Source organism: Amycolatopsis sp. NPDC049159 (genome assembly GCF_040648295.1).
GTDB lineage: Bacteria > Actinomycetota > Actinomycetes > Mycobacteriales > Pseudonocardiaceae > Amycolatopsis > Amycolatopsis pretoriensis_A.
Genome location: NZ_JBEZDL010000002.1, coordinates 70,396 through 84,089 on the forward strand (window position 1 = coordinate 70,396; position 13,694 = coordinate 84,089).

Sequence of the window (13,694 nt, forward strand, 5' to 3'; positions counted from 1 at the left end):
ACCGACAAAAAACGGATCAGCGGAAGGCCGCGAGCCCCGTGATCGCCTGACCGAGTGACAGTGCGTGCATCTCCTCGGTGCCTTCGTACGTCAGCACCGTCTCGAGGTTCGCCATGTGCCGCATCACCGGGTACTCCAGCGAAATCCCGTTGGCGCCGAGCATCGAACGGGCCGTGCGCGCCGCGTCGAGGGCCGACCGGACGTTCGCCATCTTCCCGAAACTGACGTGGTTGTGGTGCAGCGTCCCGGCGTCCTTGAGCCGCCCGATCTGCAGCGCCACCAGCCCGGTGCGGTTCACCTCGACGAGCAGGTCGGCGAGCTTGCGCTGGGTCAGCTGGAACCCGGCCAGCGGCTTGCCGAACTGCGAGCGCGAAAGCGTGTACTCCAGCGCGGCTTCGTAGCACGCCCGCGCCGCGCCGACGACGCCGAAGAGGATGCCGTAGCGGGCTTCGTTCAGGCAGGAAAGCGGTCCGCGCAGCCCGCGGACCTCGGGGAACGCCGCCGAGCCGGGCAGCCGCACGCCGTCCAGCACCAGTTCCGCGGTCAGCGACGCCCGCAGCGACAGCTTGTGCTTGACCTCGTTCGCGGTGAAGCCCGGCGTCGACGTCGGGACGACGAAGCCGCGGACGCCGTCGTCGGTCTGCGCCCAGACGACCGCGACGTCGGCGACGGTCCCGTTGGTGATCCACATCTTCGTACCCGACAGCACCCAGTCGGAGCCGTCGCGCACCGCGCGGGTCCGCATCGAGCCCGGGTCGCTGCCCGCGTCCGGCTCGGTCAGCCCGAAGCAGCCCAGCGCGTCGCCGGTGGCCATCCGCGGCAGCCACTCCTGCCGGTGCTCTTCGCTGCCCCACTTGTGGATCGCGTACATCGCCAGCGAGCCCTGCACCGACACGAAGCTGCGCAGCCCGGAGTCGACGGCTTCGAGCTCGCGGCACGCGATGCCGTACGCGACCGCGCTGGTCCCGGCGCAGCCGTAGCCCTCCAGGTGCATGCCGAGCAGGCCCAGCGACCCGAAGCCCTTGGCCAGTTCGGCCGCCGGGAGCGCGCCCGTTTCGTACCAGTCGGCGATGTGGTCGAGCAGGTTGTCCTTCGCATACGCGCGCACGGCGTCGCGGATGGCGCGTTCCTCTTCGGCGAGCCCGGCGTCGAGGTCGAGGAAGTCGTGCGGATCAGGGGTGCGGCTCATGAGGGCTCCCGGGGGACGCGTCGATGCGGCCCTCGCAGGAAACCACAGTCAGGCGTCTGTCCTCCGCGTGGCGTTCGTCACGCGGACAGCAGACGCGGACGGCGAACGGCGCGGGCGGGTCTGCTGCCGGGGGATGAGCAGCTCGCTGAACTGCGGGAATGGCACGCTGTCGATGTCGTCGCGCCAGGCGTTCAGCATCTGCGACAGCACGTCGTCCTCGGCCATCTTCGCCTCCCTGGCGTCCGGTCGTGCGGGGCGGAAGCCACACGATCGGGTTGCGTAATACCCAGTCGGCGGGACGGTGAAACGTCCTCGCCCGGATTTCTTCCGGCCGGTCACCCCGCCATGGCAGAATCGCGTCGCCGCCGCCAAGGCCTCTACTCCCGAGGAGCGCCCATGCGCGCGGCCAGTCTGCTCACCCTCACCACCGCCGCCCTGCTCGCGGCGACCGGCGTCGCCACCGCCCACGAAACCGGCTGGCGCCAGGTGGGGCACACGACCGCCGAAAACCGCGTCAGCGGCGAAGGCCTCACCACGCTGCGCCTGCCCGGCCACGCGCCCGAGGTCGTCTACCGCAACGGTGCCACCATCCCGCAGCCGCTGAAGGACGAGGGCTGGGGTCACGTCGGCGACCCGGACTCGCTGCGCGGCTACGTCTTCGACGTCTACCAGGACACCGTCACCCCGGCGCCGGTCAAGAAGATGTACCTGGTCACCAAGCCCGACGGCAGCACGACGGAGTTCGTCCACCCGCTCGCCCCCGACGAGCCCGCGGCCAACGCGAACGCCCAGGTCGCGGCCACCCCGGACGGTCAGTGGCTGGTCTCGGGCCCGCTCGGCGAGATCGACCGCCTCTACGTCTCGCCGACGCCGTTCCTCAACCCGAGCGGCCCGAAGACCGCCGGCGACCTCCCGATCGCCGCCCGCATCCACCTCGACCACCACGTCCGCAGTGCCCAGGGCTGCGACTTCGTCAGCCCGACGCGGCTGATCTGCGCCACCAGCGACCCGTACAACGACCTGTACCCGACGAACCTGCAGCTCCTGCAGATCGACCTGCCGCGGCCCCTGAACGGCCACGACCTGACGGCGAAGGTGCGGGAAATCCAGCAGGTTCCGCTGGTCAGCACCTGCACCGGCACGTTCACCCCGGAGGGCGTGGACTACGACGCCGGCGTGCTGCGCGTCGAGGTCGTGCCGCCGTCGCCGTGCAACACCGTGACGGACGTCTATTCCTTCGAGCGCCGCTGAGCCCTCCGGCTACGCTGGGTGGCGTGTCTCGTGTGGTGATCCTCGACTACGGTTCCGGCAACCTCCGCTCCGCCGAACGCGCTGTGGCGCGCGCCGGGGCCGAAGTCGAGGTCACCGCCGACCCGCATGCCGCGATCGAGGCCGACGGCCTGGTCGTGCCCGGCGTCGGCGCGTACTCGGCGTGCATGGCCGGGCTGCTCGAGGTCAAGGGCGAGCGGATCATCGGCAAGCGCCTCGCCGGCGGCCGCCCCGTGCTCGGCATCTGCGTCGGCATGCAGATCCTCTTTTCGCGCGGCGTCGAGCACGGCGAGGAGACCGAGGGCACGGGGGAGTGGCCGGGTGTCGTCGACCGGCTCAACGCCGACGTCCTGCCGCACATGGGCTGGAACACCGTGCGCGCGCCCGCGGACTCGCAGCTGTTCGCCGGCCTCGACCCGGACGAGCGGTTCTACTTCGTGCACTCCTACGCCGCCCGCAAGTGGGAGCTCGACGGCCTGCCCGGCCAGGAACCCAAGGTCACCTGGGCGAACCACGGCGACGACTTCGTCGCGGCGGTCGAGAACGGGCCGCTGTGGGCCACGCAGTTCCACCCGGAGAAGTCCGGCGACGCGGGCGCGCGGCTGCTGACGAACTGGCTCGCGACCCTCTGACCGGGTGACCGGGGTCTCCGCCCTAGAGTTAGCGGCGTGACTTTCACGCTGCTTCCGGCCGTTGATGTGGCCGATGGCCAGGCCGTGCGACTCGTCCAGGGCGAGGCCGGCACCGAGACCTCCTACGGCAGTCCGCTGGAGGCGGCGCTCGCCTGGCAGCGCGACGGCGCCGAGTGGATCCACCTCGTCGACCTCGACGCCGCCTTCGGCAAGGGCAGCAACCGCGAGCTGCTCGCCGAGGTCGTCGGCAAGCTCGACGTCCAGGTGGAGCTCTCCGGCGGCATCCGCGACGACGCGTCGCTGAAGGCCGCGCTGGCCACCGGCGCCCGCCGCGTCAACCTCGGCACCGCCGCGCTCGAGGACCCGCAGTGGACCGCGCGCGTGATCGGCGAGTACGGCGACCGCGTCGCGATCGGCCTCGACGTCCGTATCACCGACGCCGGCCACCGCCTCTCGGCCCGCGGCTGGACCTCGGACGGCGGCGACCTGTGGGAGGTCCTGGAGCGCCTCGACCGCGACGGCGCGTCCCGCTACGTGGTGACCGACGTCAGCAAGGACGGCACGCTGCGCGGCCCGAACCTCGAACTGCTGCGGGACGTCGTGGCGCGCACGGATGCGCCGGTGATCGCTTCGGGTGGGGTGTCGAGCGTGGCCGATCTGGTCGCGCTGGCCGGGCTGGCTTCGGACGGGGTCGAGGGGTCGATCGTGGGGAAGGCGTTGTACGCGGGCGCGTTCACGCTGCCGGAGGCGCTCGCCGCGGTCGCGGAGGTCTAGCCGCCACGGCTCACGGTTCGTGCAGCGGGAGGAAGCGGATGACCGCTTCCTCGTACGGGTGGGCGGCGCGGACCGCCTGCTGGACGGCGCGGGCCTGATCGACGTCGCAGACCGACTCGACGCGGCATTCCTCGGCGTGCTGCACGACGCCGACCTGACCGTCGTACGGATCCGAGCCGGGCAACGGCAGCCAGGTTCCGGACACTTGCCACACGCTGGAACACCGCGCGTACTGGCCGACCCGGCCCGCTCCCGCTTCGTGGAGCGCGTCGATCACGGCGGCCACGTGACTTTCCGGGACGGTCACCTCGATCTTCAAACGCGGCATGGCCGGACAGTAGCAACCGGGTCGTCGTCGAGCAGGCGATCCGCGCGCCGACTGCACCAGACACGAACTGCCTCAGTTGTAGTACTTTGCCTGAAGTGGTTCGCTACCCCGATACCGCAACTGGAGTGGTGTCAACGCCATGGTCCGACGCAACCCCGAACGGCGTGCGGCACTGCTCGACGCCGCCATCGAGGTCCTGGCCGCCGAAGGCGCGCGTGGCCTCACCTTCCGTGCCGTGGACCAGCAAGCCGGCGTCCCCGTCGGCACGACCTCCAACTACTTCGCCGGCCGTGACGAGATCCTCAAGCGCGCCGGGGAACGCGTCTACGAGCGGCTCGTCGACGAAGCCGTCATCGCCGACGGGCTGGCCGGGCCGAAGGACCGGGCCCGCGTCGCCGAGCTGATGCACGCGCTCGTGGACCGCGTTGCCGCCTTCCCCACCGGTTTTCTCGCGCTCCTGGAACTGCGCCTGGAAGCCACGCGCCGACCCGAGCTGCGGGACGTGCTCACCCGCCGCATCCGGGAAGACGTCGACTTCAACGTCGGCTACCACACGAAAACCGGGCTGCCCGGCGACGGCACGACAGTCGTCCTCCTGTGGCTGGCGCTGAACTGGCTGATCATGGAACGCCTGACGCTGCCTGATCTCTTCACCGGCGAACAACGCCACGACCTCGTCGAGGCCCTGGTCGACCGCTTGCTGGCCGGGCAGCCGGCCTTACCTCCGACGTAATCGACGTCACGCCGCGGGCGCGCGAGGATCCTGTCAGGACAACGAAAGGACTGCCATGACCGCCTACGGACTCGCCCACCTGCGCCCGCCCGCCGCACTGCCCGAAGCGGTCTTCGAGTACCTCGAACGCATCCAGGCGACGCTTGACCCCTTCGGTGGTGAGTTCCTCGTGCACGGCGCCCCCGTCCAGGTCATGGAGGGCGACTGGCCGGGCGGGCTCGTGCTCATCGGGTTCCCGAGCACCGCCGCGGCGCACGAGTGGTACGCCTCGCCCGCCTACCGGGCGATCCTGCGGCTGCGCGCGGACCACATCCCCAGTGACCTGGTCATCGTCGAGGGGTGCGGTCCCGGTCACGATTCGGCCGCCATGGGAGCCGCGCTGCGAGCCGCCGCCGTGAGCCGAAAAGCGGCTGACAGCACCGGCTCGGCCCCGTAGGTTGCCGCGGGTGGAGGAGATCGTCACGCAGCTCGAAATGACCGCCGCCGACCAGCTCAACCCGGCTCCGGCCGTCGACGGTGTCACGCTGCGGGCCGCCGGGCCCGGGCCGCTGATCCGCGAGCTGCACGTCCGCGTCGGCACGCCGTACCAGTGGCCCAGTGCGTCCCGTTCGGACGACGGCTGGGCGCGGTGGCTCGCCGAACCCGGGCGGCGGTACCGGCTGATCGAGTACCGCGGCGAGGTCGCCGGCGTCGCCGATTTCGAGCCGCAGGGCCGGGACGACGTCGAGATCACCACGTTCGGGCTGCTGCCGGAGTTCGTCGGCAAAGGGCTCGGCGGGTACGCGCTCACCCTCGTCGTCGCCGACGCCTGGACCGTGCCCGGTGCGCGCCGGGTCTGGCTGCACACCTCGACGCTCGACCACCCGAACGCGCTGCCGAACTACCTGCGGCGCGGGTTCCGCGGCTTCAGCCGTCCAGCCTGACCGCGATCCCGACCGTCCGGTCGGCCGGGCCGCGCAGCTTGGAGAAGAACATCGTGACGCGCCCGACGAGGCCGTACTTGCGCGCGATCGCCTTGCGCACCCGCTCGGTCCCGTCCAGGTCCAGCAGCCGGGCCTGACCGGTGGCGACGGCGCCGTGCGTCTTCTGCCCGCGCAGGTCGCAGGCCTGGACCTCGACCCGGCCGCTGTTGCGGATGCGCTTGACCTTGCCCGCCTTCCGCTCCGACCACAGCACGAGCTCGCCGGCGTCGCCCGCCACCCAGATCGGGGTCGGCACCGCGCGCCCGTCGCGGCGGAACGTGGTCAGGACGACGTAGCGCTCGGCCGCGAGGCGGTCGGTTTCGGAGGCCATGCGCCCACGGTAGTCACGGCGTCCGGCGCCGCAGCGTCGCCGCGCCGAGGACCAGGGCGAGCAGCGCGCAGCAGGCGACGACCACGAGGTTGCGCAGGATCACCGCGTCGACCGTGCCGGCCGTCGTGACGCGCGTCAGCGCTTCGACCGCGTACGAGAGCGGCATCACTTCGGAGAGCCACCGCAGCAGCCAGCCCATGTCGTCGCGCGGGACGAACAGCCCGCACAGCAGGATCTGCGGCAGCACGAACACCGGCATGAACTGGATCGCCTGGAACTCCGTGCGGGCGAACGCGCTCACGAACAGCCCGAGCGCCATGCCGAGCAGCGCGTCGAGGACCGCGATCAGCAGCAGCATCCCCACGGAACCGGCCAGGTCGAGGCCGAGCCACCACAGCGAAACCCCGGCCGCGAGCGAGACCTGCACGACGGCGATCGCGCCGAACGCCAGCGCGTAGCCGAAGAGCAGGTCGAGCCGGCCGATGGGGAGCGTCATCAGGCGTTCGAGGGTGGCCGTGGTCCGTTCCCGCAACGTCGTGATCGACGCGATCAGGAACATGATCAGGAACGGGAACACCCCGAGCAGCGCGGGCGCGACGCGGCTGAAGACGGCCGTCGAGTTGAACACGTACCGCAGCAGCACCATGAGCAGCGTCGGCACCAGGACCAGCATCACCACGGTGCGCGGGTCGTGCCGCAGCTGGGTCAGGATGCGCCGGGTGGTGGCCAGCGTCAGCGCGGGGTTCACGACGCGGCCCGCACGAGGTTCAGGAACGCGCCTTCGAGGTCGGCGGCGCCGGTGCGTTCCCGCAGCGCGAGGGGCGCGTCGTCGGCGAGGAGGACGCCTTCGCGCATGAGCAGGAGGCGGTCGCAGCGGGCCGCTTCGTCCATGACGTGGCTGGACACCAGCAGCGTCGCGCCGCCGTCGGCGAGCCGGCCGAAGAGCGCCCACAGTTCGTCGCGCAGCACCGGGTCGAGCCCGACGGTCGGCTCGTCGAGCACCAGCAGCTCCGGTGCGCCGAGCAGCGCGACGGCGAGGTTCGCGCGGTTGTGCTGGCCGCCCGACAGCGAGCCGACCAGCTTCCCGGCGTGGTCGGCCAGCCCGACTTCGGCGATGACACGGTCCACATCGGACACCGGCGCGCGCAGCACCGCGGCGAAGTACTTGAGCGCTTCGCGGACGGTGAGATCGGCGTAGATCGCGGGGTTCTGCGTCGCGTAACCGATCCGCCGCCGCAGCGGCGGGCTGCCGGCGGGCAGGCCGAGCACGGTGACCGTGCCGCCCTCGACGATCTGGACGCCGACGATCGCGCGCATCAGCGTGGTCTTGCCGCAGCCGCTCGGGCCCAGCAGCCCGGTGACCGACCCGCGCGGCACTTCGAAGCTCACGTCCCGCACCACGGGCCTGCCGCCGCGCCGGACCCGGAGCCCGGTGACCGCGAGCGCAGAATTAGTCATGTGTTTAATTCTGCGCCCGGTGAGTTTCCGGAGTCAAGGGTGCAGGCGGCGCAACGTGATGGGGCATGACGGCAGAAGCGCTTCAAGGGCTTGGTTTGCGACGATTCATCGGTCGGGGGTGCGCCCACTGGAGGGAATGTCGATGGCCGTCAAGCAGGAACTACCGGTCCACCCGCAGGCGGGGTTCTTCGGCGAGGGACCGTATCCCGTGCGCCGCGCCGCGATCGCCCTCGTCGCGATCCTGGCCGGCTTCGCGCTGACGGCCATCTGGTCGGCGCCGTTCGTCGACTCCGTGATCGGGGACAGCGTCGCCAACGGGCTCCTCGGCTACGACGCCAAGGCGACGCCGATCAGCGGGGCCCTCGCCGGGACGCTGTTCGCGTTCGTCTCCGGTCTCGCCGGTTCGTTCACCGCCTGCAACATCGCCGCGTTCGGGGCGGTCGCGCCGCTGGTCGGCGGCCAGGCGGGCGAGCGGCGCAGCCCGTTCAAGCCGCTCGGCTGGATCGCCGCGGGCATGCTCACCGTCTCGATCGCCTACGGCGTGGTCGTCGCCCTCGTCGGCACCGGCATGCCGCAGTTCTCCACCGCGCAGACGAGCGGGCTGAGCCCCCGCAGCATCCAGTCCATGATCGCGTTCGGCGTCGTCGGCCTGATCTTCCTGCTGCTGGGCCTGATCGCGCTCGGCATCCTCCGCAACCCCTTCGCCGCGTTCACCCGGCGGCACCCGGCGGCCCCGCACGTCCTGATGGGCGCGCTCATCGGCGGGTTCCTCATCGGGCGGCCCTACCCGCTGTTCCGGATCATGTTCCGCAGCGCCGCCGAGCAGCACAACGTCTTCTACGGCGCCGCCGCGTTCGCCCTGCAGTCGCTCGGCAACATCGTGATCATGGCCGTGCTGTTCCTGATCCTGACCTACGCCACCGGCGGGCGCCTGCAGCGCTGGCTGGCGGCGAAGCCGGCCCGGATCGCCACGGTGACCGGGGCCGCGCTGCTCGTCGGCGGCACGTTCACGCTGCTGTACTGGGACGTCCGCGTGCTCGGCAGGCTCGGGCTCATCTGGTTCCCGATGATCAGCTGGTAGGACGCCCGAGCCAGCGGTAGTCGGGTGCGGGGTCGAGCCGGACGCCGTCCGCCACGGCGACCAGCTCCGCCTCCGGCCGCGCGCCCGACACCGTCAGCCAGCGCCCGGACGGCAGCCGCACCGCGACCACCGCTTCCCGGCCGGCCACGAAGAACCCCTGGCCGCCGCGGACGGTCACCGGGGCGGCGCCGTGCACGCCGGGGGAGCCCGCGCTCGCCGTGACGCGGACGACGGCCACCGACGGCCGCGCCGGGTCGGCGGCGGTCAGCTCGGTGCTCCCGTCGGCCGGGCCGCTGCCCTCGACCGCGGCGGACCGCTCGATCAGTCCCGCCGGGAGCTCGCCGAAGCGCAGCTCGCCGCGGACGCCGACCGGCCGGGCGGTGACCTCGTCGGCGATCCGCTGGGCCACCGCGCGGGCGTCCGGGACCCCGTCGACCCGCGCGGTCAGGACGTGGTCGTCGTCGGCGAGCCAGGTGAGCAGCGCGGCGGTCTCGGTGTCGCCGGTGACCATGGCGACCCGGCCGTGCACCAGGACCTGGTCGCGGACCGACGCGATCCGCAGCGCAACCTGCGACCACTCGGGGTCGGCGGTGGAGTACGCCGACAGCGTGATCGCCGCGGGACCGGCGGACCACCGCCGGACCTGCGGGGTGATGCCCGGGCCGCCTTCGCGGTACTGCTCGGTGAAGCCGTCCGGCAGCCACTCCGGGCTGTAGCCGAGCACCGGAACGCCGGCGGCCGGGACGACGTCCGGGGCGGTGACCGCGCGCGTGCCCACGAAGACCCCGGCGACCAGCACGACGACCGCCGCGGCGACCAGGGCCAGCTTCGTCGCCGGCTGCCGCTTGCGCCCGTCGCGGGCCAGCGCTTCGCGTACCGCCCGGCCGTCCGGGGCGCGGGCGGCGAGGTGGTCCAGGCTGTCCCGGATCAGCGTCTCGGTGTCGTGCTCGCTGCGGGTCATTCTCCAGCTCCGGTGGTGAGTACCGCGCGGTGGTTCGGGGCCTGGCGCAGGGTGGCCAGCGCGCGGGAGATCTGGCTGCGCACGGTCGACGCGCCGCACCGCAGGACCGCGGCGATCTCGGCGTCGGAGTAGTTCTCGTAGTACCGCAGCACGATCGCCGCGCGCTGCTTGCGGGGCAGCGTGGCGAGCAGGCCGAGCATCGCGTCCCGCTCGTCGTAGGCGGTGGCCGGGTCGGCTTCGGGCGGGCCGAGCGCGTCGAGGACGTCGTGGCTGCTCGGCACCATCCGCCGCACCGCCCGCCGTCGCCACGAGAGGTACTCGTTGGTGATCATCCGCCGCACGTAGGACGGCGGGGCGTCGATGCCGTCCCACCGCTGCTGGGCGCGCAGCAGCACGTCTTGCACGATGTCCTGCGCCAGGTGCGGGTCGTTCGTCAGGACGGTGGCGTAGCGGAGCAGGCCGTCCAGCCGCTCCGCCACGAACTCTTCGAAGTCCACACTCGTCCCTTCCGTTCCTCCCTTGGACGCGCGAGGGGCCCGGGTTGATGCACGCGGGCGAAAAGTATTTTTCCCCGGCCGAGTTCACCGGTTCGGCCCAGTACGATGTGGTCGCGGTCACACTTGGCTCCGGCTTTCGGGCAGCGGGTGGCGGCGGCGGGGCCGGCGTTCACCGGTCCGGGCGACCGGCGGCTCCGGTGCGTTCCCGGTTCCGCTGGTCCGATCCGGGGCGGTCCGGGCGTTCGGCAAAACCTGTCGGTGGTGCGTGCTTTCCTTGAAGCGGGAGGAAAGCCGACCCTGGAGGAGGGGCGATGACGAGGGGGAAGGTGGCGGCCGGCGGGGCCGCCGTGGCGGTGCTCGTGGCCGCCTTCGCGATCGGCCCGTTCGCGGTGTTCGCGGGCGCGGTCTGGGCGCTCGTCGCGGGTCTTCGCCGGTACACGCGGCGGTTCGCGGACGAGGGTTCGGGGTTGCGGTACCACCTGGCGGCGTTCGGAGTGCTGTACCTCGTGCCGGTCGGGGTGGCCGCGACGGCGTACCTGGGGCTGTCGGCGTACCTGCAGTGGTTCGCGGACACGTCGAGCACCGGCTGGCTCATTTCCCTGCAACGGTTCTTCGAATCGGTGTCGCGGTTCTTCTCCGAGAACCTGAAGCTGAGCGAGTTCTCGGTGTTCGCGGCGCTGATCGGCGTCTACCTGATGACGTGCCTGCTGTTGGCGCGCCGCTCGGACGGCTGGCGGGGGCACACCGCGGCCGGGCTCGGCCGGGCCGCGGACTTCTACACGAAGTACAGCGGTCCCGCGGCCGCCGGGTTCGCCACGCTGGCGGCGCTGTCGCTGTTCGGCATGCAGCTCGGCGTGCCGGCCACCGACCTGCAGGTGAAGTTCAAGGTCGCCCAGCAGGGCTACGCCGAGGTGACGCGGAAGATCGAGGCGGACCTGACCCAGCGGGTGGCGGGGAAGCTGTACGGCAAGGTCGAAGCGTCCTTGCCCAAGGTGTACCGGGACGCGCTCGCCGTCCGGCGCACGGAACTGCCGGGCCTGGTCGAGGCCGCGCGGGGCAGTGCGGAGTTCGCCAAGGCGGGGTACGACGTGAAGCTGCCGGCGGTGGACGAGGCGATCGGCGCCGAGACGCAGCGCGGGAAGCAGGTCGAGGCGCTCGCACCCGAGGCGCGGGTCGACGGCGCGCGGTCACGGGAGGCGCCACCCGGCATCACGCCCGAGCAGGTGGCGGCGGCCGGGGCGGTCGTCGGCGCCGGGCCGGCCGAACCGGGGATCGACCTGGTCGCGGACAGCCGCAAGAAGGTGACCCTGCAGGTCGAAAAGGTCGCGACCGAGCGGATCGTGGCGGTGACGAAGCCGATCACCGAGGCGATCCCGATCCTGGAGCCGCTGGTGCAGGCCTTCGCCGAGGCGGCCGACAAGACCTTGCAGGACAAGCTGTCCCCGCTCTACGACCGCCTGGCCGAGATCGCTCTGCGCAGCCCGCGCGACTTCGCGGCGGCGGTCGAGAGCGAGGCGACGACGCTGGTCGACCACACCGACGTGAGCCGGCCGGTGGCGGCCGCGGCACCCCGCGCCGAGGAAGCGGCGCGGGCGTTCCAGGCGTCGGTTTCGACCTTGCGGGCGGCCCCGGACCAGCTGGGGCAGAAGGTGACGGAGGTGATCCAGGCCCGGACGCCACCTCCGGCGCTCGACCCGTCGGGCCGGCTGCGCCTGACGCTGCCGGAGCTTCAGCCCCTGCGCCTGCTGCCACCGGAGTACTACCGGCTGCCGTACTCGTACGACCCGGGGAGGTTCAGCTACACCTCGCCGGACCGGTTCACCCTGCCGGACCGGTTCGCGGTACCCCCGGAGATCGCGCGGGTACCGCGGATACCGCCCCGGGTGAGCCTGCCCCGGATCTTCTTCTGGTGAGCGGGGTCCCGGCGGCCCACCCCGCCCGGGGCCGCCGGGACCCCGCCGGCCTGGCGGCCGGGGAACCCGGTCAGCAGTACGGGGTCACGCCGTCGAAGGAGGCGCAGTCGTCCTGGTTCCACGGGTCGTTCTGCCACTGGTCCGCGGTGAGGGTGCGGGAGGTGTCCCCGGCGACGAACGCCCACGGGCCGATGTAGTCGTTGCTGTACCAGTAGTTGTCCTGGTCGTGCGCGATCGCCTCCTGCACGAGCGTGCCCCGGTACGGGGACCACGCCGGGTAGGTGCCGTAGTTCGACAGCACGGCCATCCGGCCGCACAGGCCGGCGCAGCCGGGCCGGGCGGGATCGAAGCGGAAGGTGTTGGAATGGATCTCGACCCGCTGGGTCTTCCAGCGGCAGTCGTCGAACAGCGGCGTGGACTCGATGCCCGGTGCCGAACACCGCGTCCGGTCCGGGACGAGCTTGGTGCAGCTCGCCGTCGACGTGTTCGCCGGGCTGTTGCAGAAGCGGTCGGCGTTCTCCCACAGCGTGATGCCGGACCAGTTGTCCTCGAAGGAGTTGCCGTAGATGTCGATGATGTCGGTGCGGGCCGGCACGCGGGGTTCGCCACCGGATTCCGACAGGTACACCGCCGCGGACGGGAAGTTGTCTCCCCGGGACGCGCGCCTGCTGCCGGCCACCACGTTGTTGCGGCGGATGGCGTTGTGGCGGATCACGACGTTGTAGCTGATCTCGTACAAGATCGCTTCGGAGTCATTGTCTTCCATGACGTTGTCTTCGATCAGGAAATCGTTGTCGTTGGTGTCCGCCCACAGGCCGACGCCGTGGTTGTGGTGGATCCAGTTGCCGCGGACGTCGGCGCCGTTGACGGCCCAGAACTTGATTCCGCCGCTGCACCCGCAGCCGGGGCTGCGCGTTTCCCAGTCGTCGACGTTGTTCCCGGTGATTTCGTTGCCTTCGACGAGCAGCCCGGTGATCGCGTTGTCGGGGCGGTAGGCGTTCATCCCGTACTGGCCGTTGTCGCGCAGGCAGCTGGCCCGCACCACCTGCCGGACGCCGGCCATCAGCGCGGCGCCGGTGTTGCGCTGGATCGTGGTGTTCTCGATGACCCAGTGCTCGCCGGAGTCGTGGTTGACCACGCCCTGGTCCTGCGGCGCGACGAAGTTCTGGATGGTCAGGCCGCGGATGACGACGTCCTTGGCCTGCTGGGTGAAGGCGGCGCGGTTGACGCCGCGGCCGTCGAGCACGGCGCCGGGCGCGCCGAGGTAGACGTCGCCGTCCTTGGGGATGACCTGCCCGAACTGGTCGGAGGCCAGCCGGTGGGTGCCGGGCGGCAGCCAGAAGGTGGTCCCCGGTGGCGACGCCTGCGTCTTGACGCTGAGGTCACCCTCCACGGCCAGGTCGACGGTGACGGCACCCGGCGGTGCCTGGGCGTAGAGCGCGGGCTGGTGGTCACAAACGGCACCTGTTCCGGCTGCTGCGGCGGCGGGCGCGGTGGTCGCGAAAACCGGTACAACGGAGGCGGCGACGAGCAGGACAACGAGCGCGGAATGGGTGCGCGGCATGC

The 13,694-nt window shown here is 71.7% G+C and carries 17 protein-coding genes; 8 read left to right on the forward strand and 9 right to left on the reverse strand.

The features are described 5' to 3' along the window. Nucleotides 1-16 precede the first annotated feature (16 nt). Complete coding sequence (locus tag AB0B33_RS03560) at nt 17-1,189, reverse strand: acyl-CoA dehydrogenase family protein (RefSeq protein WP_247012437.1); 1,173 nt, start codon at nt 1,187-1,189, stop codon at nt 17-19. A 48-nt stretch (nt 1,190-1,237) separates the two neighbouring features. Next, on the reverse strand, nt 1,238-1,414 hold the full coding sequence (locus tag AB0B33_RS03565; RefSeq protein ID WP_247012435.1) for a hypothetical protein: 177 nt from the start codon (nt 1,412-1,414) through the stop codon (nt 1,238-1,240). Nucleotides 1,415-1,585: 171 nt separating this feature from the next. Here AB0B33_RS03565 and AB0B33_RS03570 point away from each other — a divergent pair, with 171 nt between their 5' ends. Genes AB0B33_RS03570 through priA form a run of 3 tightly spaced genes read left to right on the forward strand, consistent with a single transcriptional unit; the run spans nt 1,586 to nt 3,864 of the window. Then, the gene (locus AB0B33_RS03570; RefSeq protein ID WP_360766378.1) at nt 1,586-2,440 is read left to right on the forward strand and encodes a hypothetical protein; all 855 of its coding nucleotides are present in this window, start codon (nt 1,586-1,588) and stop codon (nt 2,438-2,440) included. A 32-nt stretch (nt 2,441-2,472) separates the two neighbouring features. Then, entirely contained in the window at nt 2,473-3,090 is a 618-nt protein-coding gene (gene hisH / locus AB0B33_RS03575; protein ID WP_360767406.1) for an imidazole glycerol phosphate synthase subunit HisH, read from the forward strand. A 36-nt stretch (nt 3,091-3,126) separates the two neighbouring features. After that, nucleotides 3,127-3,864 carry a bifunctional 1-(5-phosphoribosyl)-5-((5-phosphoribosylamino)methylideneamino)imidazole-4-carboxamide isomerase/phosphoribosylanthranilate isomerase PriA gene (gene priA, locus AB0B33_RS03580; protein WP_360766381.1) on the forward strand — a complete coding sequence of 246 codons (738 nt, stop codon included), beginning with the start codon at nt 3,127-3,129 and terminating at the stop codon, nt 3,862-3,864. 10 nt (nt 3,865-3,874) lie between these two features. On the opposite strand, the gene AB0B33_RS03585 is transcribed toward priA, so the two are convergent. Beyond that, nucleotides 3,875-4,192 carry a hypothetical protein gene (locus AB0B33_RS03585; RefSeq protein WP_360766384.1) on the reverse strand — a complete coding sequence of 106 codons (318 nt, stop codon included), beginning with the start codon at nt 4,190-4,192 and terminating at the stop codon, nt 3,875-3,877. A 139-nt stretch (nt 4,193-4,331) separates the two neighbouring features. Here AB0B33_RS03585 and AB0B33_RS03590 point away from each other — a divergent pair, with 139 nt between their 5' ends. From AB0B33_RS03590 to AB0B33_RS03600, 3 genes are read left to right on the forward strand one after another with little or no spacing between them, the layout of a single operon-like run. Beyond that, a complete protein-coding gene (locus AB0B33_RS03590) occupies nt 4,332-4,925 on the forward strand; it encodes a TetR family transcriptional regulator (protein ID WP_360766387.1) in 594 nt (197 codons plus the stop codon). A gap of 55 nt (nt 4,926-4,980) precedes the next feature. Further along, complete coding sequence (locus tag AB0B33_RS03595; RefSeq protein WP_360766390.1) at nt 4,981-5,361, forward strand: DUF1330 domain-containing protein; 381 nt, start codon at nt 4,981-4,983, stop codon at nt 5,359-5,361. A gap of 10 nt (nt 5,362-5,371) precedes the next feature. Continuing rightward, complete coding sequence (locus AB0B33_RS03600; protein WP_247012427.1) at nt 5,372-5,848, forward strand: GNAT family N-acetyltransferase; 477 nt, start codon at nt 5,372-5,374, stop codon at nt 5,846-5,848. On the opposite strand, the gene AB0B33_RS03605 is transcribed toward AB0B33_RS03600, so the two are convergent. From AB0B33_RS03605 to AB0B33_RS03615, 3 genes are read right to left on the reverse strand one after another with little or no spacing between them, the layout of a single operon-like run. After that, entirely contained in the window at nt 5,832-6,218 is a 387-nt protein-coding gene (locus AB0B33_RS03605; protein WP_360766393.1) for a PPOX class F420-dependent oxidoreductase, read from the reverse strand. The two genes, AB0B33_RS03600 and AB0B33_RS03605, sit on opposite strands and share 17 nt — an antisense overlap. A gap of 13 nt (nt 6,219-6,231) precedes the next feature. Continuing rightward, the gene (locus AB0B33_RS03610; protein ID WP_360766396.1) at nt 6,232-6,966 is read right to left on the reverse strand and encodes an ABC transporter permease; all 735 of its coding nucleotides are present in this window, start codon (nt 6,964-6,966) and stop codon (nt 6,232-6,234) included. Further along, entirely contained in the window at nt 6,963-7,676 is a 714-nt protein-coding gene (locus tag AB0B33_RS03615) for an ABC transporter ATP-binding protein (RefSeq protein WP_360766399.1), read from the reverse strand. The genes AB0B33_RS03610 and AB0B33_RS03615 overlap by 4 nt, the downstream gene beginning before the upstream one ends. Nucleotides 7,677-7,818: 142 nt before the next feature. Here AB0B33_RS03615 and AB0B33_RS03620 point away from each other — a divergent pair, with 142 nt between their 5' ends. Further along, entirely contained in the window at nt 7,819-8,757 is a 939-nt protein-coding gene (locus AB0B33_RS03620; protein WP_360766402.1) for a hypothetical protein, read from the forward strand. On the opposite strand, the gene AB0B33_RS03625 is transcribed toward AB0B33_RS03620, so the two are convergent. Both AB0B33_RS03625 and AB0B33_RS03630 read right to left on the reverse strand, forming a co-directional pair. Continuing rightward, nucleotides 8,747-9,718: a hypothetical protein gene (locus tag AB0B33_RS03625; protein ID WP_360766405.1), complete on the reverse strand. Its 972-nt coding sequence runs from the start codon at nt 9,716-9,718 to the stop codon at nt 8,747-8,749. The two genes, AB0B33_RS03620 and AB0B33_RS03625, sit on opposite strands and share 11 nt — an antisense overlap. Then, complete coding sequence (locus AB0B33_RS03630) at nt 9,715-10,215, reverse strand: SigE family RNA polymerase sigma factor (RefSeq protein WP_247012415.1); 501 nt, start codon at nt 10,213-10,215, stop codon at nt 9,715-9,717. The genes AB0B33_RS03625 and AB0B33_RS03630 overlap by 4 nt, the downstream gene beginning before the upstream one ends. A 311-nt stretch (nt 10,216-10,526) precedes the next feature. Here AB0B33_RS03630 and AB0B33_RS03635 point away from each other — a divergent pair, with 311 nt between their 5' ends. Beyond that, entirely contained in the window at nt 10,527-12,128 is a 1,602-nt protein-coding gene (locus AB0B33_RS03635) for a hypothetical protein (protein ID WP_360766408.1), read from the forward strand. A 70-nt stretch (nt 12,129-12,198) separates the two neighbouring features. Here the strand turns inward: AB0B33_RS03635 and AB0B33_RS03640 are convergent, their stop codons facing one another. Continuing rightward, a complete protein-coding gene (locus tag AB0B33_RS03640) occupies nt 12,199-13,692 on the reverse strand; it encodes a right-handed parallel beta-helix repeat-containing protein (protein ID WP_247012411.1) in 1,494 nt (497 codons plus the stop codon). Nucleotides 13,693-13,694: the final 2 nt, after the last annotated feature.

Coding starts and splice junctions, on each gene's coding strand:
- AB0B33_RS03560 (WP_247012437.1), bottom strand. CDS start 1,189: ATGAGCCGCACCCCTGATCCGCACGACTTCCTCGACCTCGACGCCGGG.
- AB0B33_RS03565 (WP_247012435.1), bottom strand. CDS start 1,414: ATGGCCGAGGACGACGTGCTGTCGCAGATGCTGAACGCCTGGCGCGAC.
- AB0B33_RS03570 (WP_360766378.1), top strand. CDS start 1,586: ATGCGCGCGGCCAGTCTGCTCACCCTCACCACCGCCGCCCTGCTCGCG.
- AB0B33_RS03585 (WP_360766384.1), bottom strand. CDS start 4,192: ATGCCGCGTTTGAAGATCGAGGTGACCGTCCCGGAAAGTCACGTGGCC.
- AB0B33_RS03590 (WP_360766387.1), top strand. CDS start 4,332: ATGGTCCGACGCAACCCCGAACGGCGTGCGGCACTGCTCGACGCCGCC.
- AB0B33_RS03595 (WP_360766390.1), top strand. CDS start 4,981: ATGACCGCCTACGGACTCGCCCACCTGCGCCCGCCCGCCGCACTGCCC.
- AB0B33_RS03605 (WP_360766393.1), bottom strand. CDS start 6,218: ATGGCCTCCGAAACCGACCGCCTCGCGGCCGAGCGCTACGTCGTCCTG.
- AB0B33_RS03615 (WP_360766399.1), bottom strand. CDS start 7,676: ATGACTAATTCTGCGCTCGCGGTCACCGGGCTCCGGGTCCGGCGCGGC.
- AB0B33_RS03620 (WP_360766402.1), top strand. CDS start 7,819: ATGGCCGTCAAGCAGGAACTACCGGTCCACCCGCAGGCGGGGTTCTTC.
- AB0B33_RS03625 (WP_360766405.1), bottom strand. CDS start 9,718: ATGACCCGCAGCGAGCACGACACCGAGACGCTGATCCGGGACAGCCTG.
- AB0B33_RS03635 (WP_360766408.1), top strand. CDS start 10,527: ATGACGAGGGGGAAGGTGGCGGCCGGCGGGGCCGCCGTGGCGGTGCTC.
- AB0B33_RS03640 (WP_247012411.1), bottom strand. CDS start 13,692: ATGCCGCGCACCCATTCCGCGCTCGTTGTCCTGCTCGTCGCCGCCTCC.